General features: G+C 69.1%; 11 protein-coding genes. 4 read left to right on the forward strand and 7 right to left on the reverse strand.

The annotated features are described in order from the left end of the window. Positions 1–99: 99 nt before the first annotated feature. From FBQ73_RS15430 to FBQ73_RS15450, 5 genes are all read right to left on the reverse strand, one after another. A complete protein-coding gene (locus tag FBQ73_RS15430; protein WP_138400367.1) occupies positions 100–840 on the reverse strand; it encodes an ABC transporter ATP-binding protein in 741 nt (246 codons plus the stop codon). Then, positions 837–1,982: an ABC transporter permease gene (locus FBQ73_RS15435; protein ID WP_138400368.1), complete on the reverse strand. Its 1,146-nt coding sequence runs from the start codon at positions 1,980–1,982 to the stop codon at positions 837–839. The genes FBQ73_RS15430 and FBQ73_RS15435 overlap by 4 nt, the downstream gene beginning before the upstream one ends. A 24-nt stretch (positions 1,983–2,006) precedes the next feature. Then, the gene (locus FBQ73_RS15440) at positions 2,007–3,197 is read right to left on the reverse strand and encodes an efflux RND transporter periplasmic adaptor subunit (RefSeq protein ID WP_170218918.1); all 1,191 of its coding nucleotides are present in this window, start codon (positions 3,195–3,197) and stop codon (positions 2,007–2,009) included. A gap of 55 nt (positions 3,198–3,252) precedes the next feature. After that, complete coding sequence (locus FBQ73_RS15445; protein WP_138400370.1) at positions 3,253–12,498, reverse strand: type I polyketide synthase; 9,246 nt, start codon at positions 12,496–12,498, stop codon at positions 3,253–3,255. Between the two features lie 423 nt (positions 12,499–12,921). After that, positions 12,922–14,415, reverse strand: a complete 1,494-nt coding sequence (locus FBQ73_RS15450; protein WP_138400371.1) for a peroxidase family protein — start codon at positions 14,413–14,415, stop codon at positions 12,922–12,924. Between the two features lie 364 nt (positions 14,416–14,779). Between FBQ73_RS15450 and FBQ73_RS15455 the strand changes: the two genes are divergently transcribed. From FBQ73_RS15455 to FBQ73_RS15465, 3 genes are all read left to right on the forward strand, one after another. Beyond that, complete coding sequence (locus FBQ73_RS15455; protein WP_138400372.1) at positions 14,780–15,916, forward strand: helix-turn-helix transcriptional regulator; 1,137 nt, start codon at positions 14,780–14,782, stop codon at positions 15,914–15,916. Between the two features lie 192 nt (positions 15,917–16,108). Next, the gene (locus tag FBQ73_RS15460) at positions 16,109–17,848 is read left to right on the forward strand and encodes a di-heme-cytochrome C peroxidase (protein ID WP_138400373.1); all 1,740 of its coding nucleotides are present in this window, start codon (positions 16,109–16,111) and stop codon (positions 17,846–17,848) included. Beyond that, the gene (locus FBQ73_RS15465; RefSeq protein WP_138400374.1) at positions 17,832–19,097 is read left to right on the forward strand and encodes a cytochrome P450; all 1,266 of its coding nucleotides are present in this window, start codon (positions 17,832–17,834) and stop codon (positions 19,095–19,097) included. The genes FBQ73_RS15460 and FBQ73_RS15465 overlap by 17 nt, the downstream gene beginning before the upstream one ends. Before the next feature lie 83 nt (positions 19,098–19,180). Here the strand turns inward: FBQ73_RS15465 and FBQ73_RS15470 are convergent, their stop codons facing one another. Beyond that, positions 19,181–20,536: a lytic murein transglycosylase gene (locus FBQ73_RS15470; RefSeq protein ID WP_138400375.1), complete on the reverse strand. Its 1,356-nt coding sequence runs from the start codon at positions 20,534–20,536 to the stop codon at positions 19,181–19,183. A 403-nt stretch (positions 20,537–20,939) separates the two neighbouring features. On the opposite strand from FBQ73_RS15470, the gene galU reads away from it, so the two are divergent. Beyond that, positions 20,940–21,827 carry a UTP--glucose-1-phosphate uridylyltransferase GalU gene (gene galU, locus FBQ73_RS15475; RefSeq protein ID WP_138400376.1) on the forward strand — a complete coding sequence of 296 codons (888 nt, stop codon included), beginning with the start codon at positions 20,940–20,942 and terminating at the stop codon, positions 21,825–21,827. 125 nt (positions 21,828–21,952) lie between these two features. Here galU and FBQ73_RS15480 read toward each other — a convergent pair whose 3' ends face one another. Further along, the gene (locus tag FBQ73_RS15480) at positions 21,953–25,432 is read right to left on the reverse strand and encodes an indolepyruvate ferredoxin oxidoreductase family protein (RefSeq protein ID WP_138400377.1); all 3,480 of its coding nucleotides are present in this window, start codon (positions 25,430–25,432) and stop codon (positions 21,953–21,955) included. Positions 25,433–25,538 lie beyond the last annotated feature (106 nt).

A 25,538-nucleotide genomic window follows, 5' to 3' on the forward strand; every position in this document is an offset into this window, starting at 1 on the left:
ACCATCGGCCCCGGTGTTCGACCGATGCCAGGTGGGTCCGCTCGAACGCCGCGCGGGCTTGACCATTGACCCTTGAGCAAAGCTCACGGGGCAATGGTCTCACACCTGCAGCCGCGCCTTCATGGCGCCGCCGGGGCGGACTTCCACCACGCGGCCGTCGCTCATCTCCACGATGCGGTCGAAGATGTCGGACCAGCGCGGATCGTGGGTGACCACGCACACCGCCACCCGGTGCACGTCGGCGAGCGTGCGGAACACCTCCATCACCTGCCGTCCGCGCGAGCCGTCCAGCGCCGCCGTGGGCTCGTCCGCCAGCAGCATGACGGGATCGTTGGCGAGCGCCCTCGCGATGGACACGCGCTGCTGCTCGCCGCCGGACAATTGGGAGGGGTAATTGTTCTCCCGGTGGTCGAGGCCGAACTGGGCCAGAAGCTCCCGCGCCCGCGCCTTCGCCTGCTTGGGCCGCACGTCGTTGATCTCAAGGGCGATCTGCACATTCTCCACCGCGGTGAGGAAGGGGATCAGGTTCGCCTTCTGGAAGATGAAGCCCACATGGGTGCGGCGGAAGTCGCGCAAATTGTTGAGGCGGGTCGCGGCGTTGGCGATCGGCTGGTCGCGGAAGTGCACGGTGCCGTTGGTGGGCGGCTCCAGCAGGCCGGCGATCATCAGGAAGGTGGTCTTGCCTGATCCGGACGGGCCGACGATGCCGGTCAGCTCGCCGGATTTCAGCGCCAGCGTCATGTCGGTAAGAGCGCGCACCTCGTTGGCCCCGGAAAGGTAGGTCTTCGAGGCGTTGCGCACCTCCATCACCACATGGCTGGGCCAGAATTGAGCGGTCACGCCAGCACCTCCTGCGCCCGGACCTTCATGGCCCGCCGGATGGCGAACCAGCTCGCGCCAAGGCTGATCACCAGAAGCGCCCCCCCGATACCCGCGAGGTCCTCCGACACCAGAAGCACGGTGCGCGGGAAATGGGGATAGATCGTGAAGGAGATGAGCAGAGCCACCGAGAAGCCAAGCACAGCGATCCACAGGGCCTGCTGCACGATCAGGCCGATGATGACCCGGTCCCGCGCCCCGATGAGCTTCAGCAGAGCGATCTGGTTGATTTTCTCCAGGGTCAGCATGTAGATCGTGAGCGCGATGATGGAGCCCGCCACCAGAAGCGTCATGGCGGTGAAGGCGAGGATCTGCACCCGGAGGCGCCACAGCCGCCCGTCGAGCAGCATGGAGCGCTCCTCCTCCTTGGTCAGCACCTCCACGTCGCCCCAGGCCTTGATCTGGGCCTTCACCAATTGCGGGTCGGCATTGGGCTTCAGCTCCACCATCACCGCCGCCAGCGCGCCGCCGTCGCCGAGGCCCATGCGCGAGCGGCCCTTGGCCACCCGGTTCAGCAGGATGGCCTCGGAGGGCAGCACCCGGTTGATCGCCTGCGAGTCCGGGATGGTGACGAAGAACATGCCGTCGCCGCCCATGTCCACCTGGCCCTTGGTCAGGCCCACCACGGTGTAATCATCGTGGCCGAGGCGGATCACGTCGCCCACCAGAAGGCCGGTGGTCTGGTCGGCGATGGCCTCGTAGCGGGTGGAGCGGAACAGCCTGCCGTCGATGAGCGGGATCCAGCTTCCGGAATCCTTGGGATAGTCGATGCCGGTGACGGCGAGGCGCACGCTCTTGCCGTTGATGTCGTATTGCTGGTTGTACTGGATGAAGCGGCGGGTGGCGGCCACCCCCGGCACCCCTTCCACCCGGCGGTCGAGGCTGGAGGGCACGGCGGAGGTCTCGGCGAAGGGGCCGGAGCGGCCGCCCTCCACCACCCACAGGTCGGCGCCCACGTCGTTGATGATGAGCAGCGCCTCGTGGACGATGCCGCGATAGAGCCCGATCATGCCCATGGTCGCCCCCAACAGGAGGCCGATGCCCACCGCCGTTAGGGCGAAGCGCAGCATCGAGAACCGCATGTCCTTGAGGGCGATGTTCATGGGCCTCCGCCTCCGCCACCCGCCTCAGGGCACCTCTTCGCCGAGATCGACCGGCTCGAACGCATAGCGGCCGACCGGTGAGAGCACCACGTCGCCGGCCTTGAGGCCGCGGGAGACCTCGATGTTCGTTCCGCTGGTATAGCCGAGCGACACCGGCGTCCAGGTCGCCCGGCCGGACCGCGCCAGCCAGACCCCGGCGCGCCCGTCGCGGCGGGTCACGAAGGTCTCCGGCACGCCGATGGCCACTGCCGGGGATTGCGCCTCCACCGCCACATTGGCGCGTTGCCCGATGGCCCAGCTCTCGGGCAGGGCATCGAGGGTGATGTCGATGGTGAACTCGCGGGTCTCCTGGTCCACCTGCCGGGACAGGCGCAGCACCTGCCCGGTCCATACCCGCGTGGGGTCGGAGGCGAAGCGGATGCGCGCCGGCTGGCCCGGCCTGATGGCGGAGCGGGCGGATTCGTCGAAGCGCGCGGAGATGATGATGGTGGACAACTCTACCACCTGCATCAGGTTGGCGCCGGGCAACAGCAGGTCGCCGGGATTGCGCTCGCGGGAGATGACCACGCCGTCCAGCGGGGCGGTGATGGTGGCATCGGCGAGCCGGGCCTCCAGCACCTTCACGTTGGCCTGCTGGGCGAGCAGTTCCGCCTTCGAGCGCTCGATGGCGGCGTCGGCGCGGGCCATGTCCGCCTGGGCCTGCAGGAAGTTGGATTCGGCGGTGGTCAGCTCGGCGGGCGAGATGACATTGGTGCGGGCAAGCGTGGTGCGCCGCTCGAACTCGATCTTGGCCCGGTCGAAGCCGGCCTTGGCGCGGGCCCGTTCGCTCTCGCTCCCGGTGATGCCGAGGGCGGCGGCGCTCGCCTGCGCCTCGGCGGTGGCGAGCTGGTTCTGGAGGTCGACGGATTCCAGCCGCGCCAGCACCTGGCCGCGCTTCACCACGTCGTTGCGGTCCACCTCGATGGATTTCAGGAAGCCCTGGATGCGGCTCGTCACCACCACGCGATTGATGGCGTCGAGCAGGCCGGGACCGTTGATTTCAAGGCTCATGGGGCGCGCCTGCACCGCATGCCAGGCGGCGGTGCGCGGCACCACGTACCAGTAGCCGAGCAGGGCCCCCGCCACCACGGCGAGGGCGAGCACGACGGCAAGACGGCGCCACCCTGCGGAATAGTCCGTCTCGGTCAGGGCGGGGGGAAGAGGTTGCGGTTTCACCGCATCCCCTCCGCCGCCGCAAGGGGGGGGCCCGTGCGGGCGCTGGCGGCCTGTCTCACGCGTTCTTCTCCTCCGCGTCGGTGTCCACGATGGCTTCGCAGCCATCGGGGCCGACACCCAGGCGATCGAGCACGTCGGCGACGAGCTCCAGTCCTTCCGCCGCCGTCAGCGCCGTGGTGTCGTAGCCGAGACGATAGGCCAGACCATCCGCGCTCTGGAAGGACCTGAGGTCGATCTCGTTGATGGCGTAGCGCAGCAGCTTGGCCGAAAGCGGCGCCACCTTGATGAGACCGAGGTCCAGTTCCTCCGTCTTGCCCTGACGCTGGAGCGCGGAGGTGGTGGCCCCCCGGGCGAAGCGGTCCGGCGTCTGCATGCCGCTGACGAAGAGCGCCAGATAGGAGCCTTTGGCCACCAGATCGTCGTGCAGGTCGCCGTCGAGGAAGCAGAATTCGAACGGGGTGTAGACGAGGGCCCGGTTGAGCTGGTCCGACAGCATCACGCCGAGCACGTCGAGATCGGCGACCGCCCCGCCGGGGGCGCGCAGCAGGGTGGAGCCGTGCACCCAGCCCACGAAGTTGTTCAGCCGGCGGTCGGTCCGCATGGCCGCCGGGATGTTGAGGATCACGTCCTCCACCCCGCCGCGCACGGCGATGGCCTGGGCCACGGCGGCGTTGAGGAGCGAGGTCTCGGTGATGCCGATCCGGCGGGCGCGGGTCTGCACCCTTTCGTGCCCGGTGGCGTTGAGGAAGGCGAAGATCTCGCCGCCCGGACCGGCCTGGGTGCGGTCGAGGTTGGGCGCGAGGCCCTTCGCCTTGCGGCCGAAATTCGGCAGCGGCGGCGGATTGGCCCCGTAAAGCTCGCGCACATAGGCTTCGCGCTCGGCCATGAAGACGGGGTCCGTCGCCCGGTCGAACTCGTTCACATACTGTTCGACGGTCATCTCGGGGGGGCCAAGCGGAATGCCGAGGAAGGCCTGGAACACTTCCTCCACGAAGACACCCAGCGCCCAGCCGTCGAAGATGAGGTGATGGCCCTGAGCCACCACCACGTCGCCGTCTTCGCCGCCGCGCAGCACGGTGACGCGGTAAGGCGCCTCCGCGAAGGGGTCGAGCGGGGAGTCCAGCAGGGCCGACAGGCGCGCCTGCACGGCCGCGGCATCGGCCCCGGGCATGTCCTCCACCACCAGGGGCGGCTCGCCGCACGGCAGGATGAGGGCGCGGGGTTGCCCGTCGTTGTCCACCACGAAGCGGGTGCGCAGGGATTCCTGCCGCTCCTCCACCAGCTTCAGGGCCCGGCGCAGGCGATCGATATCGGCGCGGGGGGCGATGCGGAAGGCGCGGCCGATGGACCAGAACACCCGGTAGGCGTGGTTGGTCCCCGGCTTCATCAGGGACCGCAGAACGTTGTTCTGCTTGACGGAAAGCGGAACCTGCCGTTCGCCGGCGGGGGTCAGGCCGGGGGTCGCGGGGGCCGCCACGACGGGAGGCGGCAGGGGGGCCGCGGCCGCCGCGCGGCGGGCTGTTCCCGTGGATCCGTGCCAGGTGGCTGGTCCCATCGTCGCCGGCGTGCCGGAGAGCTCCGCCACGGCGGTGGCGATGGCGTCGAGGAGGGCGCGCCCGACTTCGGTCGGGAAGGCGGCGGTGTCGAGGGCGAGCCGCAGCTTGAGGCTTGCGCCGTCCGCCGTCGCGTCGAGCCGCAGCTCGTTGAACGGATCGGTGAGGGCCGCCAGCGGCTCGGCGATGCCGAGGGCCTTGGCCCGAGCCGCGCCGTCCGCGTCGATAAAGGCGAAGCCCACCTGTCGGAGCGCCGCGCCGGCGGCGTTGAGGCGGTCCGCCAGCAGGGCTTCCACGGCCGCCGTGTCCAGCGCCCGGTGGCTGCGCGCGGCGGCGAGCCGCTGGCGGGCCCGGCGGATCAGCCAGTCGGCGGGGGCGTCGAGGCGGTCCAGCAGCACCGGCATGCCCGTGCCCACGGGACCGATCAGGGTCGCGGGGACCTCCCGCCGGGCTGGGTCATGGCATTCCACCAGCGCCCGGTCGATGCCGGAGCCGGCGGCCAGCGCACGGCCCAGCGCGGCGATGAGGAGCGCTTCCTGGTCCGGCGCGGACAGCGCGTCGAAGCCTGGTACGGTCAGGGTGGCGTCGAAATGGCCCACCGCGCCGCGATTGAGGCCGAAGCCCGTGGGCGCGGATGCGAGCGTGCGGCCAAGGCTCGGCAGGGCGGCCGGCGGGGTGCGCAGCATTTCCTTCCAGAAGGCCATGTGCCCGGCAAGGGCCATGGTGCCGTCCACGGGCCGTTCCGCCGCGGCGAAGGCGGCAAAGGGCGTGCCCGGCGCGGGCGTTGCCTTAGCCGCCGCCACGAGGGCGGCGAGCGCGAGGTGGGGCGAGAGGGAATCCGCCGCTGCGCGGTGGGCCCGCGCATGGAGCGTGAGGGCGCCGTCCGCCGCCTTGGAGAGCCCGAACCGCCAGAGCGGCCCCGGCTGGGTGACCGGGGCAAGGCCGGAGGCGTCGGTGATCCACTCGAGGTCCGGGGCTTCGCCGGCCACGATCTCACCCGACGCCGTGCCGGTGAGCTTGAGGGCGTCCTCGGCCGAAGCCAGGGCGGCGAGCGCCTGCGCCAGCGTCTCGAAATCGAGCGTGGGATCGATGGCGCGGGAGGCCGCGACCTCCAGCGCCGCGCGGGTGATGCCGGAGGTCATGGGCCGGCCGCCGAGGGCGATGACCGCCTCCTGCCTCACCAGCGGACGGAACACCGTGCCGCCGCCTGCGCCGCCGACGCCACCACCGCCGTCGGCCAGCGCGGCGGCGGTGGCGGCCCGGGCCTTCTGGGTGGCCTCGAAAGTGGCCGCCACCACGCCGGACAGGCCGGTGACGGTGGGGGTCTGGAGGAATTTGGCCACCGGGATGTTCACATCCACATGGGCCTCGATGCGGTTCTTCAATTCGAACGAGGACAAGGAGTCGAGGCCGAGTTCCGACAGGCGGCGGTCGGACGGGATGTCGTTGGGCGACACCTTCAGGACCTTCGCCACCTCGCCGCGGATAAGGTCGGCCAGCATGCCGTCCCACGCCTCGCGCGGGGCGGCGAGCAGCTCGGCCTGGATGCGCGAGCGACCGCCGGTGCGCTGGGCCAGAAGCGGCTTCACGCGGGCGGTTCCGGCGGTGCGCGCCAGAGCGCGCGAGATGGCCGCCCAGTCGGCGCGGGCGAAGCCGAGATTCTCGTCCTCGGCGCGCAGGAGCGTGCCGAGGGAGGCTGCGGCCTCCGTGTCCGGCACCGGCTTCATGCCGATGCTTTCAAGATAATTGCCCAGCGCTTCGGAGCGGGCGACGAAGCCCGAGCCGGCGATGGAACCCCAGGCCGCCGCCGAGCCGGCAAGGCCGCGGCTCTTGCGGAACGAGCCCATGCCGTTGAGCACGGAATTGGCCGCCGTGTAATTGGCCTGTCCGGGGCTGCCGATGACCTGTGCCAGCGACGAGAAGCTGACGAAGAAGTCGAGGTCCGCCCCGTGCCGGGTCACCGCGCGGTGCAGGCTCCAGGCGCCGCCCGCCTTGGGGCGGATGACGCGGGAGATCTGGCCTTCGTCGAGCTGGCTGACGAAGCCGTCCTGGATCACCGCCGCGCCGTGGACGATGCCCTTGAGCGGCTTGTCCGACTTGGCGTGGGCGGCGATCAGCGCGTCCACGGCGTCAGCGTCGGTCACGTCGAGGGCGATGGGGACGATTTCGGTGCCGCGCGCCGCGATGGCGGCGAGGACCGGCTCGGAATCCGCGTCGGGGGTGCCGTTGCGGCCGCACAGCAGCAACCGCCCGGCGCCCTGCCGGCTGAGGAAGTCCGCCACCGCCACGCCGAAGCCGCGCAGGCCGCCGGTGACGAGATAGCTCGCCTCCCCCGAGAAGCGCATGGTCTGGTTGAGGTCGACTTCCACCTCGATGGCGGGTTCGTCGAAGGTGAGCACCACCTTGCCCAGATGCTGCGCCTTGGAGAACAGGCGCATGGCCTCCGCCGCCCGGGACACCGGGAAGCGCGTGGCGACGAGGGGCCGATACAGGCCCTGCGCCACCTTGGCCTCCACCGCCCGCAGCAGGGACGACAGGCGCGCGGGGCGCTCGTCGGCGATGGTGGAGAGGTCGATGACCGAATAGGAGTTGTTGTAATAGAGCGACTTCAGCCCGATGGGCTTGTCCTGGGCGAGATCGCGCTTGCCGATTTCCACGAAGCGGCCGAAGGGCGCAAGGCACTCCAGCCCCTTGTCGATGCCGGCGCCCGACAAAGCGTTCAGCACCACATCCACGCCGCGCCCGCCGGTGGCGGCCCGGACGCCTTCGGAGAATTCGAGGCTGCGCGAGTTCATCACATGGGTGATGCCGAGGTCGCGCAGGAAGTTGCGCTTGGCGTCGGAGCCGGCGGAGGCGAGGATTTCGGCGCCGATGTCCCGCGCCACCTGGATGGCGGCAAGGCCCACGCCGCCGGTGGCGAGGTGCACCAGAACCTTCTCGTCGGGTTCGAGCCGGCCGATGTCCACCAGCGAATAATGGGCGGTCATGAAGGCGGCCGGCAGGGTGGCGGCGTCTTCCAGCGCCACGTCGTCGGGCACATGCATGAGGAAGCGGGCGTCGGCGGCGGCGAACCGGCGCAGGAAGCCCTTGCCCATGCCCATCACCCGGTCGCCGACCTTGAAGGCGGTGATGGCTTCGCCGGTGGAGCGCACGGTGCCGGCGAATTCCAGGCCGAGATTGCGCCACCAGGCGCCTTCGCCCTCGGCCTCGTCCGGCAGGATGCCGGTGGCAGCCATGATGTCGCGGAAGTTGAGGCCCACGGCGGCCACTTCCACCACCACCTCGCCCGCCTTGGGGGTCGGGTAGGGACACTCGCGCACCACCACATTGTCGATGAGGCCGGGGCTGGTCATCGTCACGGTGAAGTTGGCGGGGTCGGCGCTCTTGGTGATGGTGCGCCGGCGCGGCGCAAGGCTGTTGAGCGGGCCCTGCCGCAGGCGCGGCACGGTCCGTTCGGTGCCGCGCAGGATGATTTCCGCCTCGTCGCTCTCCTCCAGCACCGCCTGGGCCAGGGCCATGCCCTCGCTGAAGGCGGCGGCGTCGGCGTCCACATGGCGGACGGCGAATTCCGGGCACTCGTTGGCGAGCGTCCGCGACAGGCCGAGCAGGGCGGAATCGGCGAGGCCTTCCGTCGCCATGGGCCCGTCGCCGGGGATCAGGCGGCTGGCGCGGCCGATCACCACGAGGGCCGGCCGGCTGGGCGCGGTGCGCAGGCGGTCCAGCACCTGGCCCACCGTGACGAGGCCGAAGGAGGCCGCTTCCACCGCCGCCACCAGGCGCTCGGTGGACAGCTCCGCCTCGGGTCCCAGCTCGACCCCCGCCGTCGCCGCATAGACGATGCCGGTGAGGCCCTCGGGCGCGGCGAGCCGCTGTTCGATCAAGCGGGTGGCGTCCTCCGCCTGCATGGCGGTGAAGATGTCCGGTGCCAGGGTTTCCACGATGGCGCCCGATGCCACGAGGGCGGAGGCGAGCGGCTCGGTGGTCGCTGGATCACCCGACAGCACCAGCCAGCGACCCAGCCTCACCGGGGTGTCGGCCTTGGGCGCCACGGTCTCGAAGGTTTCCTCGATCACCACGGAGCCGCCGTCACCGGCGTTCGCCTTCAGGGCGCCAAGGGTCTTGACCTTGAGGTTCTCCACCGAGAGCAGCGGCGTGCCGTCGAGCGCGTAGACGCGGTAGATGCCGGTGTCGTCGGCGGGATCGGTGAAGAATTCGCAGATGACTTCCGGCGGCAGGGGGCCCGCCACCATCACCTTGCGGATGCCCACCGGCAGCATGAGCTTGTACTTGCCGGCGACGCTCTCCTCGTCGGGGAGCGGTTCGCCGGGGATCCACAGGCCAAGGTCCACGTCCTCCAGCACGAGGCCGGACTGGAGCACGCTGTCGAACAGGCCGGGGAAGGCGATGAAGCCGTCGCGTTTGGCGGCATCGGCGCTGGAGATGCGCGCCACCGCGTGGCGCGGCCCGGCGAGCCACAGGGCCTGCACGGCCTGGAAGGTCGGGCCGTAATCGAGCCCGTGGCGGGCGGTGAGGCGATAGAAATCCTCGCGCTCGATGGCCGGCCGGGTCGCGAGGATGGCCGGGTCGAAGCTGGCCGGCGGCACGGCGAAGGCATGCTGCCAGCCATAGGCCTCCACGCGCAGCCGCCAGTCTTCCTCGGTGTCGCGCTTCATGGAGGAGATGCGCAGCCGGCTGGTGGCGGGATCATACGAGGTGCGCAGCAGCACCACGTCGTCACCGCCGATGGACAGGGCCTCGTGGATGCGGAAGTCGCGCAGCTCCACCGGGGCTTCGCCGAACAGCTCGCGCAGGGCGCCCGTCATCATTTCCAGATAGCCGACAGTCGGGAACAGGCAGTCCCCGCCGGGACGATGGTCGGCGAGATATTTGGCGCTCTTGAGGGTGATCTCGTTGGTCCAGGCCGGCTCCGGCCCGATCTCGCGCCAGCCCAGGAGCGGGTGGCGGTCGCTGTCGAACAGGAATTGCCGCGCTTCCAGCGGCAACTGCACCAGGCGCTCGTTCACCCACGGCCGACGCGGCAGGGGCAGATGTTCCTCGGCGCCGGTGTCGCTCTCGCTCCAGTCGAAGGATACGCCGTTCACATAGAGGCTCGCCAGCGAGCGGGCCATCACCAGGCGGTCGTCGCCCTGCCGCTCCAGCGAGGACACAGCCACCACGGAGGCGTTGCGCTCCTGGGCGATGCCGTGGATCAGCGGGGTAACGGTGCGGTGCGGCCCCAGTTCAAGAAAGGCATCGATGCCCAGATCCAGGCAAAAATCGATGGCTTTCTTGTAGCTTACCGCCTGGCGCAGGTTCTGCCACCAGTATTCGCTGTCGAAGCAGGTCTCCAGCATGCCGGTGACGGTGGAGACGATGGGGAAGGCCGGCGTCTTCCAGGAAATCTCGCCGAGGCCTTCGCGGAACTTCGCCTCGCAATCATCGAGGTGGGGCGAATGCCAGCCGAAATCCATGGTGAGGCGGCGGGCGGTGACATCCGGATAAAGCCGCTTCACCTCTTCCAGCAACGCCACCACGGGCGCTTCCATGCCGGAGATGGTCTGGGCGGTGGGGCCATTATAGGCCGCGACCACCACGCTCTCGTCCGCCGGAAGCAGGGGGGCGAGCTGATCATAGGTGACGCCGAGCGTCGCCATGGCGCCGCGCCGCGTGCTGCCGTGGGGGATGAGGCCGCGGTGATAAATGATTTTGGCGCAGGTATCGAGGTCAATGCAGCCGGCGATATGGGTTGCCGCCACCTCGCCGAAGCTGTGGCCCACCAGCAGTTCCGGGGTGAGCCCGCGCTCCCGCCACATGCGGTAGAGGCCCACCTGGTTGGAGAAGATGGCGGCCTGGGTCACGTCCGCGTCGTTGATGCGGGTGGTGGCCTCGTCGCGGGTGATCTCCTCGATCACCGACCAGCCGGTATAGGGCTTCAGCGCCTCGTCGAAGGTCTCGACGAAGGCGCGGTAGGTCTTGTCTTCGGTGAGCAGCTTGCGGGCCATGGCCCACCACTGGCCGCCCTGGCCCGAGAAGGTGAAGGCGAGGCGCCGCGGCTTGGCGCGGCCGGTGATGATATAGGGCGCGATGGCCTCGTTGGCCGGCGCGTCGGCGCCCAGCGCGAGGGTGCGCAGCTTCAGCGGCAGATCCTGCGCCTGCGGATCGGCGAGGATCGCGGCCCGCTCGGTCAGGTGGTCGCGGCTGGTCTTGAGGGCGCTGGCCAGGGTCTCGTAGGGGACTTCGGCGAGGGTGCCGCCCTCATCCACCGCGTCGGCGAGTTCTTCCGCCCACAGGCCGAGGGCGGCCTTGCCGTTGGCCGAGAGCGGGATGAACACCGGGCCTTCGGCGGGTGCCGGCCGGGCGCGCAAGTCGGCACGCATGTCTGCACGGGGCCGCTTGCCGCCGTGGAAGCTTTCCACCGCCACCGAGGCATTGGTGCCGCCGAAGCCGAAGGAATTCACCACCGCGAGGCGTACGTCGTGCTCGCTCGAATAGGGGGTGGGCTCCACCGGGACGGACAGGCCCAGCGCATCGAACGGAATGGTCGGGTTGGGGGTCTCGAAATTGAGGTTGGGCGGCACGATGCCGTGATGGGTGGACAGCACGATCTTGATCAGCCCGGCCACGCCGGAGGCGGATTCCAGATGGCCCAGATTGGGCTTGAACGAGCCCACCAGCACCGGCCGGTCCACGCGGCCGGCGCCGAACACGCGGCCGATGGCGCTGGCCTCGATGGGGTCGCCCACCGGGGTCCCGGTGCCGTGCGCCTCCACGTAGCCCACGTCTTCGGGATCGATGTTGGCGTGGCCCACCAGGCTTTCCAGCATGGCGGTCTGGGCCACGTCGCTGGGGGCGGTGAGGGTGGGGGTGCGGCCGTCCTGGTTCACCGCGGAGCCGCGGATCACCGCATAGATGCGGTCGCCGTCGGCCACGGCGCGGGCCAGCGGCTTCAGTACCACGATGCCGCAGCCCTCGCCGCGCACGAAGCCGTCGGCGCGGGCGTCGAACGTATAGATCTTGCCGGTGGCCGACAGCATGTTGGCACTGGCGAAGGCCACGAACGGGCCGGGGTCCAGCATCAGGTTGACGCCGCCGGCCAGCGCCACGTCGCAGGTGCCCATGGCGAGGTGGCGCATGGCCTGGTCCACCGCCACCAGGGCCGAGGAGCAGGCGGTATCGAGCGCGATGCTCGGCCCCTTCAGGTCGAGCCGGTGGGAGATGCGGTTGGCCGCGATGGAATAGGCCGAGCCGGTGCCGGCGAAGATGTCGGTGGCGACCCGCCGGTAGCGCTGGCTGTAGCTGAAGTCGGAGGTGGAGATGCCCACGAACACGCCGGCGCGCTGGCGTTGCAGGGTGCGCAGCGGCACGCCGGAATCCTCGATGGATTCGTAAGCCACCTGCAGCAGCAGGCGCTGCTGGGGGTCCATCAGCATGACTTCGCGCGGGGCCATGTCGAAGAAGGCCGGATCGAAGTTGAAGACGTCGCCCGACAGGAATCCGCCCCACTTGGAATAGGAGCGCCCGGCGCTCTCGGGGTCTGGATCGTAATAATTGCGGACATTCCAGCGGTCCGCCGGTATTTCGCGAATTCCGCATCGTTTTCCGAGCAGGAAGGACCAGTATCCGTCCGCGCTCGTGATGCCACCGGGGAAACGACAGCCGATTCCGATAACGGCAACAGCTTCGGGTTCTTGACCAAGGCCGTTTCCGACCGCCCGTGCCTGACCGTCCAGAAGATCCAAGCTATCCATGGGAAGCGCCCTCTTCCGCAGAATTGCCGCAACGCAAACCTATGCGGACCGGCGCGGAGCTGTCACCTGATTTCTTCGAACTTTTTGCGATTTGAAAGTAGATGCCTGCAAGTTAAGCAGAGTGAGGCATCATACTACCGGGTTTTGCTTGGACTCTTCAGAGCTTTTGCCTCACCACGGTGCGGACCAGTCGCCCAGGCTCATCCTCCTCATGATGCGCTGCAACTCGGGGGCGTCGTGACGTGGACCAGAAGATTCGCCGTCGCGGTGCGTCCGGCGGAAGGCGGGATCTGTCGTGTGAAGAAGAGCGCGCCGTACAATGAAACGGCCCCGGTCTTTGACCGGGGCCGGGAGGTTTTCCTAGGTCCGTGCGGAATTTATAAAGCTTAGCCGTTCGCGTGCGGTGTTGGCCCTGTCCAAAGGTCAGAGCCGGTCCTCCTCCGCGGCGAGCAGGATGAGGTCGCCCAGGGAGAAGCGCGCGAAGTCGGGCAGGGTGCCCGGCGCGAGGATGGATGCATCCGAATGGCGGGCGAGCGTCCACAGGGCCTCGGCCACGATCCGGCTGCCCACCGGACCGAGGTGCCGGCCGGCGGGACCTTCGGGATCGCCGGCCTCCGCGAGAATGTAGAACCACAGCGGCGTTGCCTCGCAGAACGGCAGGGCGGCGACGCGCTGATGGTCCGGCAGGGCGGCGAGCAGGGTGTCGTCTTTCAGGGGCTTGAGGCCCATGTGTCGCGCCAGCGCCTGCCCGGTGGGCAGGCCGAGCCGGAAGCCGCGCAGGAGATGGCGGGTGGCGAGCGCTTCCACGCTTTCGGGCGCGCCGCAGATGAGGGTGTCGAGCCGCCGCGCCCGCTGCGGAGCCTCGGCGGCCAGGGGCAGGAAGCCCCCCCAGGAAATCACATGGTGCTCCGGCAGGGTCTCCGGCCCGTGCCGGCCGCCGGCGAGCACGTTGCGCGTCGCCAGCGCGCCGTGTTCCACGTTGCGGAAATGGACATTGTAGTCATAGCTCGGCCGGCGCATGGACGGGGCCAGCACAAGGGCGGCGGCGGACAGTTCCACCGGCATGAACAGGGCGGCGGGGCGCTCCACGCGCCACAGCCGGGGGCCGTCTTCCATCACATTTTCGAGAACATCCGGCGCCACGAGCTTTGGCAGCAGGTCGAACAGCACCATCCACTGGAAGCGGCGGCGCAGTGCGCGCCGGGCCGCTTCGAACGACAGGCCGGAGGCGATGAGGGCGTTGTGGGCCTTGAGGAAGGCCACGTGCAGCTGGCTGAGAATCAGCTGCTCGTCGTTGCGGGCATCGCTCATGCGCGGGGCGCGGTCGCGGCCGGGTTCGGGGCTGCGGGGATGGCGCGGCAGGTCGTTGCCCGGGCCCGTGCGCGGCGGCCGCCCATGGGGGCAGTCCTTGGGCCTGGGCGACAGGGTGCCGACCAGCATGCGCCGCACCGCCTGGGGGTCGCGCGGGGCATCATAGACGCTGTCGAGGTCAAGCCCGCCCGAGCGTCGGTTCAAAAGGCCGGCGAGGGAGGAGAGCGGCGCGAGGGCATCGGGGCCAAGGCCCGCCTCGTCGGGCGTGCGCCGCTCCCAAATGAGATCGTTGCGCAGGAATTCGACCAGATAGGTATAGGCGGCCGGCAGATCGCCATCGCCGGCCGACCGGACACGCGGCGGCGGTGGGCTGTCCTGGAGCGTGTCCTGCGGCTCGGCCATGACCGAGGCGAGGCGCGCGAGGTCCTTCAGGGTGCGCGGCTCCGGCGCCAGGCGATGGGCCGGCCCGCACAAGGCGGGAAACATGAAGCCGAAGCCGTGATCGGCGGGGCGGGCGCCCGATTCCAGCGCCAGGGCACGCACACGCTCCCCGATCGCCTCGTGGCGCGACGGGCGCGGATCCTCTCCCCCCGCACACATTTCCATGGACCTTCCAAATGTCATTCGGTTCTTCACGCTGTTCTTGTTGCCCTTGCCCTTCTCCCTTAGGGCAGCATGGAGCCCCATGGGGCAGCATCCCGCGAATGGGGGATGACCCACCCATCCGCCGTCTTGCAGCCTGAGACGGTTGTGCAATGCTGCGATCAAGGAGCGTGACCGCTCCGGCGACGGCGGCATCGGGTGGCGTCTTGGGCGCTACCGTTCGCCCTCTTCCTTGCCTGTCGGCGAGAATTGAGGGTGCCAGCGCGCCTCTGGCTCTCGCGGGGATGAGCCATGGCGGTCCAACGGATCTGAGCGTTTCGTCCTTCCGGCCCGGCCGGACGCGGCGATGCGCGGAAATGGGACGGACATGGGCGATCTTGATCAATATTCCCGCCTCATCGGCGACGTGTACGAACTCAGCGGCGATCCCCAGCAGTGGGGCATCCTGCTGGAGGGGGTGACACGCTTCGTGGACGGCCGCGTCGGCCAGCTCGCGGTGTTCAGCCTCAAGCAGCAGCGCAAGCCCACCTGGCGCGTGTGGGGCCACGACCCGCAGGACTACAAGACCTTCCTGTACCGCCACGCCACGGAAGACCCGCGCCTGTCGTACATCCTCTCCAACCCCGGCCGCATCATCTGCGGCGAGGACGGGGTGGACCCCGACCAGTTCCGCGCCACCGCCATGTTCCGCGAGGTGGTGGAGCCCATGGACCTCGAACATTCGCTGGTCTCCTACTTCGCGCAGGAGGCGGACGTGATGGCCACCGTGTGCGCCATGCGCGGGCGGGGGCAGGGGGCGTTCGGCGCGCCCGAGAAGCAGAAGCTGGGCCTCGTGGTGCCGCACCTGCGCCGGGCCTTTGAATTGTACGCGCTGCTCGACGAGGCGAAGGCCAAGGTGGGCGACATCGCCGCCGCACTCGACATCGTCGATGCCGGCATCTTCCTGGTGGACGCCGACATGCGCGTGGCCCACGTCAACATGGCGGGCGACGCCATGGTGAAGGAGGGCGACATCGCCCTGCGCGGCGGCAAGCTCGCCTTCCGCGACGACCGCGCCTCGCGGCAGGTGGCGGCGGCGGTGGCGCTGGCGCTGGCCGCGGCCCGGGGCGAAGCGAACCTGCCCCACGCCGAGCACATGGAAGTGCCGCGCCCGAATTCGGACAGCGGCCCCTACCGGGTGTCGCTGCATCCGCTGCCGCTGGGCACGGGCAATGTGAAGCTCGCCACCCGCTCGCAGATCGCGGTGGTGGTGCGGGCACCGGGCCGCAGCGGTACCGACGTGGCGCGCCGGCTGCAGACCACCTTCCGCCTCACCCCGTCGGAAGCCGCGCTCGGCGCAGCGCTGGCGGTGGGGGCCTCGCTCGCCGATTTCGCCCAGCAGCGCAGCGTGGCCATGTCCACGGTGCGCAGCCAGCTGAAGGCGCTGTACGAGAAGACCGACACCAACCGCCAGGGCGAGCTGGTGGCCCGCTTGCGCGAAAGTCTCGACCTGTCGCTGGTGTGAGCCGGAGTGGGTGTGAGCTGTCGCTCGCCTGACATGCGGGCGCGCGAGGTTCTTGAGATCGGCGGCTGACGCCGGTCTCGATTGCGGACATTCTGCGCCGGCCGAGCTGAAGCTTCACGGGGGTGAGGCACCGGTTTCGGACCGGCGCATGTGCGGGCGTATGAAGACCCGCAACAAGCTTTGGGGGAGAAGATGCTGGGGCGAAAGGGTCTGTTCGTGCTCGCGGGCGTCGCGGGCTTTCTGGGCCTTGCGGCGGCCACCGACGCGATCATGTCGCGGAGGCAGGCGGTGGAGCAGGCCGGGCCGCCGAAGGTGCTCGACCAGGGCTGGTCGGACAGCCTGCGCGAGCAGTTCTACTATACCTCTCAGGGCTCGCAGCTCCTGCCCTATGTGTTCCTGCGGGCGCTGGAGCAGCCGCTCTCCGACAAGCTCTTCCTCGATCCGGCGCACATCGCCGAAATGGGCTTCCTGCCGGCGGACGGCCCCTCGCAGCTCAATCCGGACAGCTTGCCCATCGGCTTCGTGAAGGACCCGCGGCCCGGCGGAGCGCTGGGCCCCAGCGTGGGCATGACCTGCGCCGCCTGCCATACCGCCGATATCGAGGCCAATGGCGTGCGCATCCGCATCGATGGCGGCGCCGCCCTTGCCGACTACCAGCTGTTCATGAAGCGCCTGAGCCGCGCCCTCGACAATACCTTGGCCGATCCCGCCAAGTTCCAGCGCTTCGCCGCGCGCCTCGTGGCCGCCGATCCCAAGCAGATCCGCCCGGCGCTGGAGGCCACCGCCGCCGAGATCCGCCGGCTCGAGGCCGCGTCCTGGACGCCGGTGCCCTACGGGCGCGGCCGGCTCGACGCGTTCGGCCATATCCTCAATGCGGTGGCCGCCGACGCCCTCGGCGAGCCCGCCAACTTCCGCATGCCCGACGCGCCGGTGAGCTATCCCTTCCTGTGGACCACCCCGGCCCAGCGCTACGTGCAGTGGAACGGCGTGGCCGGCAATCCGCTCGGGCGCAACCTGGGCGAGGTGCTGGGCGTGTTCGGCCACACCAGTTTTGCCAACGGCAATCCCGGCGCCTTCGCCTCCACCGCATTGCCCGGTAATCTGGTGGCGCTGGAGGCTTGGGTGGCGGACCTGAAGCCGCCGCCGTGGCCGGAAAAAGAGCTGGGCAAGGTGGACGCCGCCAAGGCGAAGCGCGGCGCCGAGCTGTTCAAGACCCATTGCTCCGGTTGCCATGGCGGTCCCGAGTATCGCTTCACCCCTGCCGCGGATACCGAGGGCGGGCGCCAGTGGCTGGCGGTCTCCATGGTGGACATCGCCAAGGTGAAGACCGACCCCAAGATGCTCACCAATTTCACCGGCCGCTTCGCCAAGCCCGGCGTGCTGGGCCCGCTGGTGGCCAACGCGCCGCACCTGTCCGACGGGCAGGTGCCGGCCGGCGCCGTGCTGCTGGCGGCGGTCACCGTCATCACCGAGAACAGCCTGCGCGCCCAGGGCATCACCGGAGATGCGCGCAAGCAGTGGTACGGCTGGCGCTTCGCCCCCGGCAGCACCGCGCCCCAGTCCGGCTGGCTGACGCCCGCGAGCTACAAGGCCGGCCCGCTCGCCGGCGTGTGGGCGACGGGGCCGTTCCTGCACAATGGCTCGGTGCCCACCGTCTACGACCTGCTGTCGCCCGAGGACGAGCGGCCCGCCCGCTTCTATGTGGGCGCAAAACAGCTCGATACCCAGAAGCTGGGCTTCGTCTCCTCGCCCGACGCCTTCACCGAGAAGGAGCGCGAAGGCCTGTTCCTGTTCGACACCAACCTTGCGGGCAATTCCAACCGGGGCCACGCCTTCCCCGACCCCTCGGTGGCGAAGCTCTCGCCGGACGATCGCACCGCCATCATCGAATATCTCAAGATCCTGGAGGGGCCGGATGTCCGCCGCCACTGAGGGCAACAGGGCCTCGCCGACGCCCCTGCTCGACCGCCTCGCGGCCCTGCGGCCGGCCGAGCGCTGGCCGCTCGCCCGCGATTTCATCGCCAACGAGGCGCGCGCCTTCTTCGCCGAGCTGCGCGCCCACGCCCCCATCTATGAGACCAGCGAGGTGACGCTGGTCGCCAAGCGCGCCGACGTGATCGAGGTGCTCTCGCTCCCCAAGGTGTTCACGGTGGATCTCTACAAGCCCAAGATGGGCGACTTCATGCTGGCCATGGACGAAACCATCGTGAATTACCGCGACAAGTCGGTGATGCGCGCCATCCTCGCCTGGGACGACCTGCCGAAGATCCGCGCCATCGCGGCGGAGGTGGCGGACACGGCGCTGGACGCCGCCGGCTGCGAGATCGAGGCAGTGCAGCAGCTCGCCCGCCACGTGCCCATGCGCATCGTGCAGCGCTGCTTCGGCATCCACGGGCCGGACCAGGACCTGCTCGACTGGTCCTATGCCAACCAGATGGACCAGTTCAACAACCTGCCCTACGACGACCGCCCCGACGCCGAGGCCATCCACCAGGCGGCGGAAGATTCGCGGGTGAAGCTGCGCACCCTGTTCGCCCAGCTGATCCCGGCGCGCATCGCCGAGATCAAGGCCGGCACCGCCCCCGACGACAGCCTGACCCGCATCCTGAGCCTGAACCTGCCGGCGGCCGACCATTTCGGCATGGACCGGGTGGTGATCAATGTGGGCGGACTGCTCATCGGCGCCATCGAGACCACGGCGGAAGCGGTCGTCAACGCCCTGGCCGAGCTGTTCGCCCGTCCCGAGGCGCTGGCCGGCGCGCGCGCGACGGCGGAAGCGGGGAACGATGCCGCCTTCGACGGTTATGTGTGGGAGGCGCTGCGCTTCTCGCCCATTGTCGCCTTCATGTTCCGGGAGGCGGCTTCCACCATCACCATTGCCCAGGGCACCGACCGGGAGAAGGTGATCGGCAAGGGCACGGTGGTGCTGCCGCTGAGCCTGTCCGCCATGTTCGATCCCGACTTCGTGCCGGACCCGGAGGCGTTCCGGCCCGACCGGCCGTTCCACACCTACCTGCATTTCGGCTACGGCCACCACGAGTGCCTCGGCCGCTATGTGGGCTCCGTGATGATCCCGGAGATCGTCAAACGGGTGCTGAAGCGCCCCGCCGCCCGGCCGCTGGCGCCGGTGGACATGGCCGGCACCCCGTTCCCCCAGAGCTACCGCATCGGGCTGGGGTGAGGGGCCCGGCCCCGGCATGAGGCCAAAGAAAACCCGCCGGCTCGCACCGGCGGGTTTTTCGTTTCAGGGGAAGCGCGGGCCGCTCAGCGCCGCATCTGCTGGAGCAGTTGCAAGTCGGGGTAGCCGTCGGGCAGCGCGCCCGAGCGCACCTGATAATCCTGGATGGCCACGCGGGACTTCTGGCCCAGGATGCCGTCCACATTGCCGATGTCGTAGCCCATCTGGGCGAGGCGGGACTGGATTTCCTGCCGCTCGGCCTTGGAGAGGCCGCGCTCCTCCTTCGGCCAGGACTGGGCGAAGGTGCCGCCGCCCCGCAGCCGGTCCGCCAGGTGCCCGATGGCGAGGGCGTAGGCGTCGGCCGGGTTGTATTTCAGGATGGCGTCGAAATTCTTCATCATCAGGAACGCCGGGCCGTTGGCGCCGGCGGGCAACAGCAGGTAGGCGGTCTCCCCGGCGCGGGGGAAGGCGACGCCGCTGGGCCGGCGCAGGCCCATGGAATTCCACTCGCCCAGCGTGCGCTTGATGGAGCGGTTGGCGTTGCGGTAGTCGAAGCCCTGCGGCAGCACCACCTCATAACCCCAGGCCTTGCCGAACTCCCAGCCGTCCAGCTTCAGGTTGTTGGCGGTGGAGGCGATGATGTCGGGGATGGAATCCACCACGTTGCGCTTGCCGTCGCCGTCGAAGTCCACGGCGAAGCGCTGGAACGAGGTGGGCATGAACTGGGTGGGGCCGAACGCGCCGGCCCATGAGCCCTTCAGGTGGTCGTAGGGCACATCGTCCTTCTCCAGGATCTGGAGGGTGGCGATGAATTCGTCGCGGAAATAATCCTGCCGCCGGCCGATGCAGGCCAACGTGGCGGTGGAGTCCAGCACGTTGCGCCGGCCGATGCCGTCCGGGTCGCCATAGGTGGATTCGATGCCCCAGATGGCCGTCACCGCATAGCGGTCCACGCCATAGGCCTTTTCCATCCGGTCGAAGATGGGCTTGTAGCGCTCCAGGATCTCCCGGCCCTTCTTCACGCGCGTCTCGGTGACGAGCATGTTCACATAGGCGCCGATGGGCTTGGAGAATTCCGGCTGGCTGTCCATGAACTCCATGATTTTCATCTGGGGTTCGAGGTTGGCCGTGTAGCGCTCGAAGGTACGCCGGGAGACGCCCTTCGACTGGGCCAGCGGCCACAGATTGGCGATGCAGGCGGGGAAATTGGCCTGGGCGTCCGCCAGCGCCTGGGGCGTCATCAGCGGATGGCCGCCGTTCGCCTGCGCCGCCTGGGGCTGGCTCAGCGGCGGGAAGCCGAAGATGGAGCCCGTGGTCTGGGCCTGCGCCCGTGCCGGCGTGATCAGCGCCGCGAGCGCGAGCGCGAGCCCGGCGACGCAGACGCCCTTGACGGTCCCGTTGAGGGCACCCTTCAGGGCACGCATGCAGGTCGTTTGAGCCATGGCCAAGCCTTCCTCCCCGGCGCGCGTCCTTCTGCCGCCGCCTCACCTCACCGATAGGCCTCTACTGGGCGGCAATATGGTTGCGTCGCGGTTAATGGATGGCAAGTTTCCCGTGGACGCCCCGCGGCCGGGACAGGGCTACCTGCGCCGGCGCCGCTCCCCCGTTGTGGCGGCCGGGTTACCATGCCCAGATTTATTTGGTGCGACGCAGCGTAGCTGAGTTGCAATGCAGCGCAGCCTGTGACGGTGTGCTAGAGCAAATCGCTGGCCGGCATGCATCGCAAGCCGGTCCATCCGCGTTCTCTATTCTGGGGAGAGGCGGCTCCGATCCGGTCGGTGGGGCCCACCTGATCGGAACCGGCTCTGCAAGACCCGACGGCCTGGCAAAGAAGGGGCAGAATTGATGCGTCAACCCATTCGTAAGGCGATCCTTCCTGTCGCGGGTCTCGGCACCCGCTTCCTACCGGCCACCAAGGCGGTGCCGAAGGAAATGCTCACCGTCGTGGACCGTCCGGTGGTCCAGCACGTGGTGGACGAGGCGCGCGCCGCCGGCATCGAGCACATCGTGTTCGTCACCGGCCGCAACAAGGCGGTGATCGAGGATCATTTCGACCGCCAGTTCGAGCTGGAGCGCACCCTCGAGGAGCGCGGCAAGACCAAGGAGCTGGCGCAGCTCGACCGCGACACGCCGAAGCCCGGCACCACCTCCTTCACCCGCCAGCAGCTGCCGCTGGGCCTTGGCCATGCGGTGTGGTGCGCCCGCGAGATCATCGGCGACGAGCCGTTCGCGCTGCTTTTGCCCGACATGCTGCACATGCCGAAGAATGGCCAGGGATGCCTCGGCTCCATGGTAGAAGCCTATAATGAAACCGGGGGCAATCTGGTCGCAGTCTACGAGGTGCCGGACGACCAGACCCACCAGTATGGCATCGTCGGCGTCGGCGAGGAGAAGGCCAAGGGCGCCAAGGCCATCACCCAGATGGTGGAAAAGCCCAAGGCCGGCACCGCGCCGAGCAACCTCGCCATTTCCGGCCGCTACATCCTCCAGCCGGCCATCTTCGAGCTGCTCGCCAAGCAGGAGCGCGGCGCCGGCAACGAGATCCAGCTCACCGATTCCATGCTGAAGCTGAAGGAAACCGACCCGTTCTTCGCGGTGCGCTTCGACGGCGCCATCTATGATTGCGGCTCGAAGATCGGCTTCCTCATGGCGAACGTCGCCTATGCCCTGTCCCGCCCGGACATCGAGGCGGAGTTCCGCGCCGAGCTGAACGCCATGCTCGCCGCCAACTGAGCTCGCCGGCAACTGAACCCTGACGTTTCAGGGGCCGGCGCGTCCGGCCCCTGAAACGGCTTCCTCTGCCCCGACGCTTCGGTGCAGTCGGTCGGGAAGCTCCCCACCGTCCGCTTGTCCGCCGCCTATTCCGCCGCTACGGCAGGCGCCTGCGGCGGGGCGCGGAAGCGGGCGAGAAGCTCGGCTTCCTCCGCCTGCACCGCCGCCAGATTGCGCGCCTTCACAGGACCGAAGCCGCGGATCTTCTCCGGCAGCGCCGCGATGGCGACCGCGACGGCATGGCTTGCGCCATCGAGGCCGGCGATCAATTCCTCCACCGTCTTCTCATAGGCGCCGATGAGCGCGCGCTCGGTGCGCCGTTCCGCGGTGTAGCCGAACGGGTCGAACGGCGTGCCGCGCAGCCCCTTCAGCTTGGCCAGCAGACCGAAGGCCCGCATCATCCAGGGACCCAGCGTCATCTTCCGCGGCTCGCCGGTGACGGGATCGTGCCGGGCCAGCAGCGGAGGCGCGAGGTGGAACTCGAAGGTGAGGTCCCCGTCGAAGGCGGCTGCGGCCTGGGCCTGGAAGGCACCGTCCGCATAGAGCCGGGAGACCTCGTATTCGTCCTTATAGGCCATGAGCTTGAACAGGTTTTTCGCCACCGCCTCGGTCAGCCCGCCCCGTCCCGGAGCCTTCTGCGCCTCGGCGGCGCGCACCTTCTCCACCAGCCGGGCATAGCGCTGCCCATAGGTGGCATCCTGATAGAGGGTCAGCTCAGCGACGCGGCGGGCGATCACCTCTTCGAGGCTGGCCGAGAGGCGGCGGGCGTCGCTGGCGGTCTCGCCCTTCGGCGTCGCCACTTGTTCCACCGCCGCCGGATCATGGGCGGCGCGGCGTCCCCACAGGAAGGCGGTCTTGTTCATGGCCACCGCCTCGCCGTTCAGCTCGATGGCCCGCTCGATGGCCTCCGCCGACAGGGGCAGGGCGCCGAACTGGTAGGCATAGCCCACCATGAAGATGTTCTGCGCCAAGGCGTTGCCGAACAGGGCCTGGGCCAGTCGGCTGGCCTCGATGAAATGGGTCATCTCGCTGCCCGCGAGGTCGCGAATGGTGCGCTTGATGCGCTCGGTGGGCAGCGAATAATCGGCGTTGCGGGTGAAATCGCCCGGCAGCACCTCATGGGTATTCACCACCACGATGGTCTTGCCGGGCTTCACCGCCGCCAGCACCTTCTTGGTGCCCGCCACCACCAGGTCGCCGCCCAGCACCACGTCCGCCCCGCGCGCCGGCACGCGGATGGCGGTGATGTCGGCGGGGTCGTTAGCAAGGCGGATGTGGCTGTAGACCGCGCCGCCCTTCTGGGCGAGGCCGGCCATGTCGATCATGCCGCAGGCCTTGCCTTCCAGATGCGCCGCCATGCCGAGGATGGCGCCGATGGTGACCACGCCGGTGCCGCCGACGCCCGTGGCGATGATGCCGTAGGTGCCATGGATCTCAGGATGGGCCGGCTCCGGCAGCGCCGGCCAGTCCCCCGCCACGCCGGCAGCCCCGGCCGCCTTTTTGGGCTTGGCCCCCTTCACGGTGACGAAGGAGGGGCAGAAGCCGTTCACGCAGGAGAAGTCCTTGTTGCAGGAGGACTGGTCGATCTCCCGTTTGCGGCCCCACTCGGTCTCCAGCGGCTGCACCGAGACACAATTGGATTTCACGCCGCAATCGCCGCAGCCCTCGCATACCCGCTCATTGATGAGAACCCGCTTGTCCGGGTCGGGATACTGGCCGCGCTTCCGGCGGCGGCGCTTCTCGGAGGCGCAGGTCTGGTCGTAGATCAGCACGGTGACGCCGGGGATGGCCGCCAGCTCCCGCTGCACCGCATCCAGCTCGTCCCGGTGGTGGATGGTGAGGCCGGTGGGCCACAGGGTGGTCGGCGCGTATTTGCCCGGCTCGTCGGTGACCACCACGACCCGCTCGACACCCTCCGCCGCCACCTGACGGGCGATGACCGGAACGGTGAGGTCGCCGTCGTGCTTCTGGCCGCCGGTCATGGCCACAGCGTCGTTGAACAGGATCTTGTAGGTAACATTCACCTTGGCCGCGCACGCGGCGCGCAGGGCGAGGTAGCCCGAATGGTTGTAGGTGCCGTCGCCGAGATTCTGGAAGACGTGGGGGCGTTTGGAGAAGGAGGATTCCCCGATCCAGTTGGCGCCCTCGCCGCCCATCTGGGTGAAGCCGGTGGTCTCCCGGTCCATCCACTGCACCATGTAGTGGCAGCCGATGCCGGCATAAGCGCGCATGCCTTCCGGAACCTTGGTGGAGGAATTGTGCGGGCAGCCGGAGCAGAAATAGGGGATGCGGGTGGCCACGTCCGAGGTGGCGGCCAGCACGCGCTGGGCCTCCTCCAGCTCGGCGACACGGGCCGCGATGTCCGGGATGTCGCCATAGGCGAGCAGCCGGCGGCCGAGCTGGATGGCGATGTCGTTGGGGTCCAGCGCCCCCTTCACCGGGAACAGCCAGCGGCCCTCCTCGTCCTTCTTGCCGATGCAGACCGGCTGGTTGGCGGTGCCGTACAGCTCCTCGCGCACCTGCACCTCGATGAGGGAGCGCTTCTCCTCCACCACCATGATGAGGTCGAGGCCGCGGGCAAACTCCTTCAGGCCCTCCGTCTCCAGCGGCCAAGGGCAGGCCACTTTCCAGATGCGCAGGCCGAGATCGTTGGCGCGCACTTCGTCGATGCCCAGCTCGTCCAGCGCGAGCCGCACGTCCAGATAGGACTTGCCCACGGTGGCGATGCCGATGCGCGGCCGCGATCCGCCCGAGGTGATGAACCGATTAAGCCGATTGGCGCGCAGGAAGTGCAGCACCGCGTCGCGCTTGTATTCCTGAAGCCGCTCCTCCTGTGCCAGCGGCGTGTCGCCGAGGCGGATGTTGAGCCCGCCCGGGGGCATCTGGAACCCCAGCGCCGGCTCGATGCGCACCCGGTCCAGCCGCCCGTCCACGATGCCGGTGCTCTCGATGGTGTCCTTCACCGCCTTCAGGCCCACCCAGGCGCCGGAGAAGCGGGACAGGGCCCAGCCATAGAGGCCGTAGTCGATGATCTCCTGCACCCCGGCCGGGTTCAGCACGGGGATCATCACGTCGACGAAATGAAATTCGCTCTGGTGGGCGGTAGTGGATGATTCGCAGGTGTGGTCGTCGCCCATGAGGGCGAGCACGCCGCCATGGCGGGAGGTGCCCGCATTATTGGCATGGCGGAACACGTCGCCGGAGCGGTCCACCCCCGGCCCCTTGCCGTACCAGAGGCCGAAAACGCCATCATACTTGCCTTCGCCCCGAAGTTCGGCCTGCTGGGAGCCCCAAAGGGCCGTTGCGGCAAGGTCTTCGTTGAGGCCGGACTGGAACTTGATGTCGTTGATGTTCAGGAGCTTCTCGGCCCTCAGGAACTGCTGGTCGAGCCCGCCCAGCGGCGAGCCGCGGTAGCCGGTGACATAGCCTGCGGTATTGAGGCCGGCGCGGCGGTCGCGCTCCTTCTGCATCAAGGCGAGGCGCACCAGCGCTTGCGTCCCCGAGACGAAGACGCGGTCCTGGGTGAGGTCGTATTTGTCGTCGAGCGAGACCGGCGTCAGGGCCATGGGCGCCTCCAGGCGGGCGCGGCGCGGACGGGGGCAAACCGTCGCAGCCGTTCGACCTTAGGCTGGCACGGAGTGTCGCACCCGGCAATTTCGTTGTTCTAAGTCA

It is taken from the genome of Xanthobacter autotrophicus, from assembly GCF_005871085.1.
Lineage (GTDB): Bacteria > Pseudomonadota > Alphaproteobacteria > Rhizobiales > Xanthobacteraceae > Xanthobacter > Xanthobacter autotrophicus.

Excerpts from the sequence above, each read along its gene's own strand:
- FBQ73_RS15465 (WP_138400374.1), top strand. The coding sequence starts at position 17,832 with ATGTCCGCCGCCACTGAGGGCAACAGGGCCTCGCCGACGCCCCTGCTC.
- FBQ73_RS15445 (WP_138400370.1), bottom strand. The coding sequence starts at position 12,498 with ATGGATAGCTTGGATCTTCTGGACGGTCAGGCACGGGCGGTCGGAAAC.
- FBQ73_RS15455 (WP_138400372.1), top strand. The coding sequence starts at position 14,780 with ATGGGCGATCTTGATCAATATTCCCGCCTCATCGGCGACGTGTACGAA.
- FBQ73_RS15435 (WP_138400368.1), bottom strand. The coding sequence starts at position 1,982 with ATGAACATCGCCCTCAAGGACATGCGGTTCTCGATGCTGCGCTTCGCC.
- galU (WP_138400376.1), top strand. The coding sequence starts at position 20,940 with ATGCGTCAACCCATTCGTAAGGCGATCCTTCCTGTCGCGGGTCTCGGC.
- FBQ73_RS15460 (WP_138400373.1), top strand. The coding sequence starts at position 16,109 with ATGCTGGGGCGAAAGGGTCTGTTCGTGCTCGCGGGCGTCGCGGGCTTT.
- FBQ73_RS15480 (WP_138400377.1), bottom strand. The coding sequence starts at position 25,432 with ATGGCCCTGACGCCGGTCTCGCTCGACGACAAATACGACCTCACCCAG.
- FBQ73_RS15450 (WP_138400371.1), bottom strand. The coding sequence starts at position 14,415 with ATGGAAATGTGTGCGGGGGGAGAGGATCCGCGCCCGTCGCGCCACGAG.
- FBQ73_RS15470 (WP_138400375.1), bottom strand. The coding sequence starts at position 20,536 with ATGGCTCAAACGACCTGCATGCGTGCCCTGAAGGGTGCCCTCAACGGG.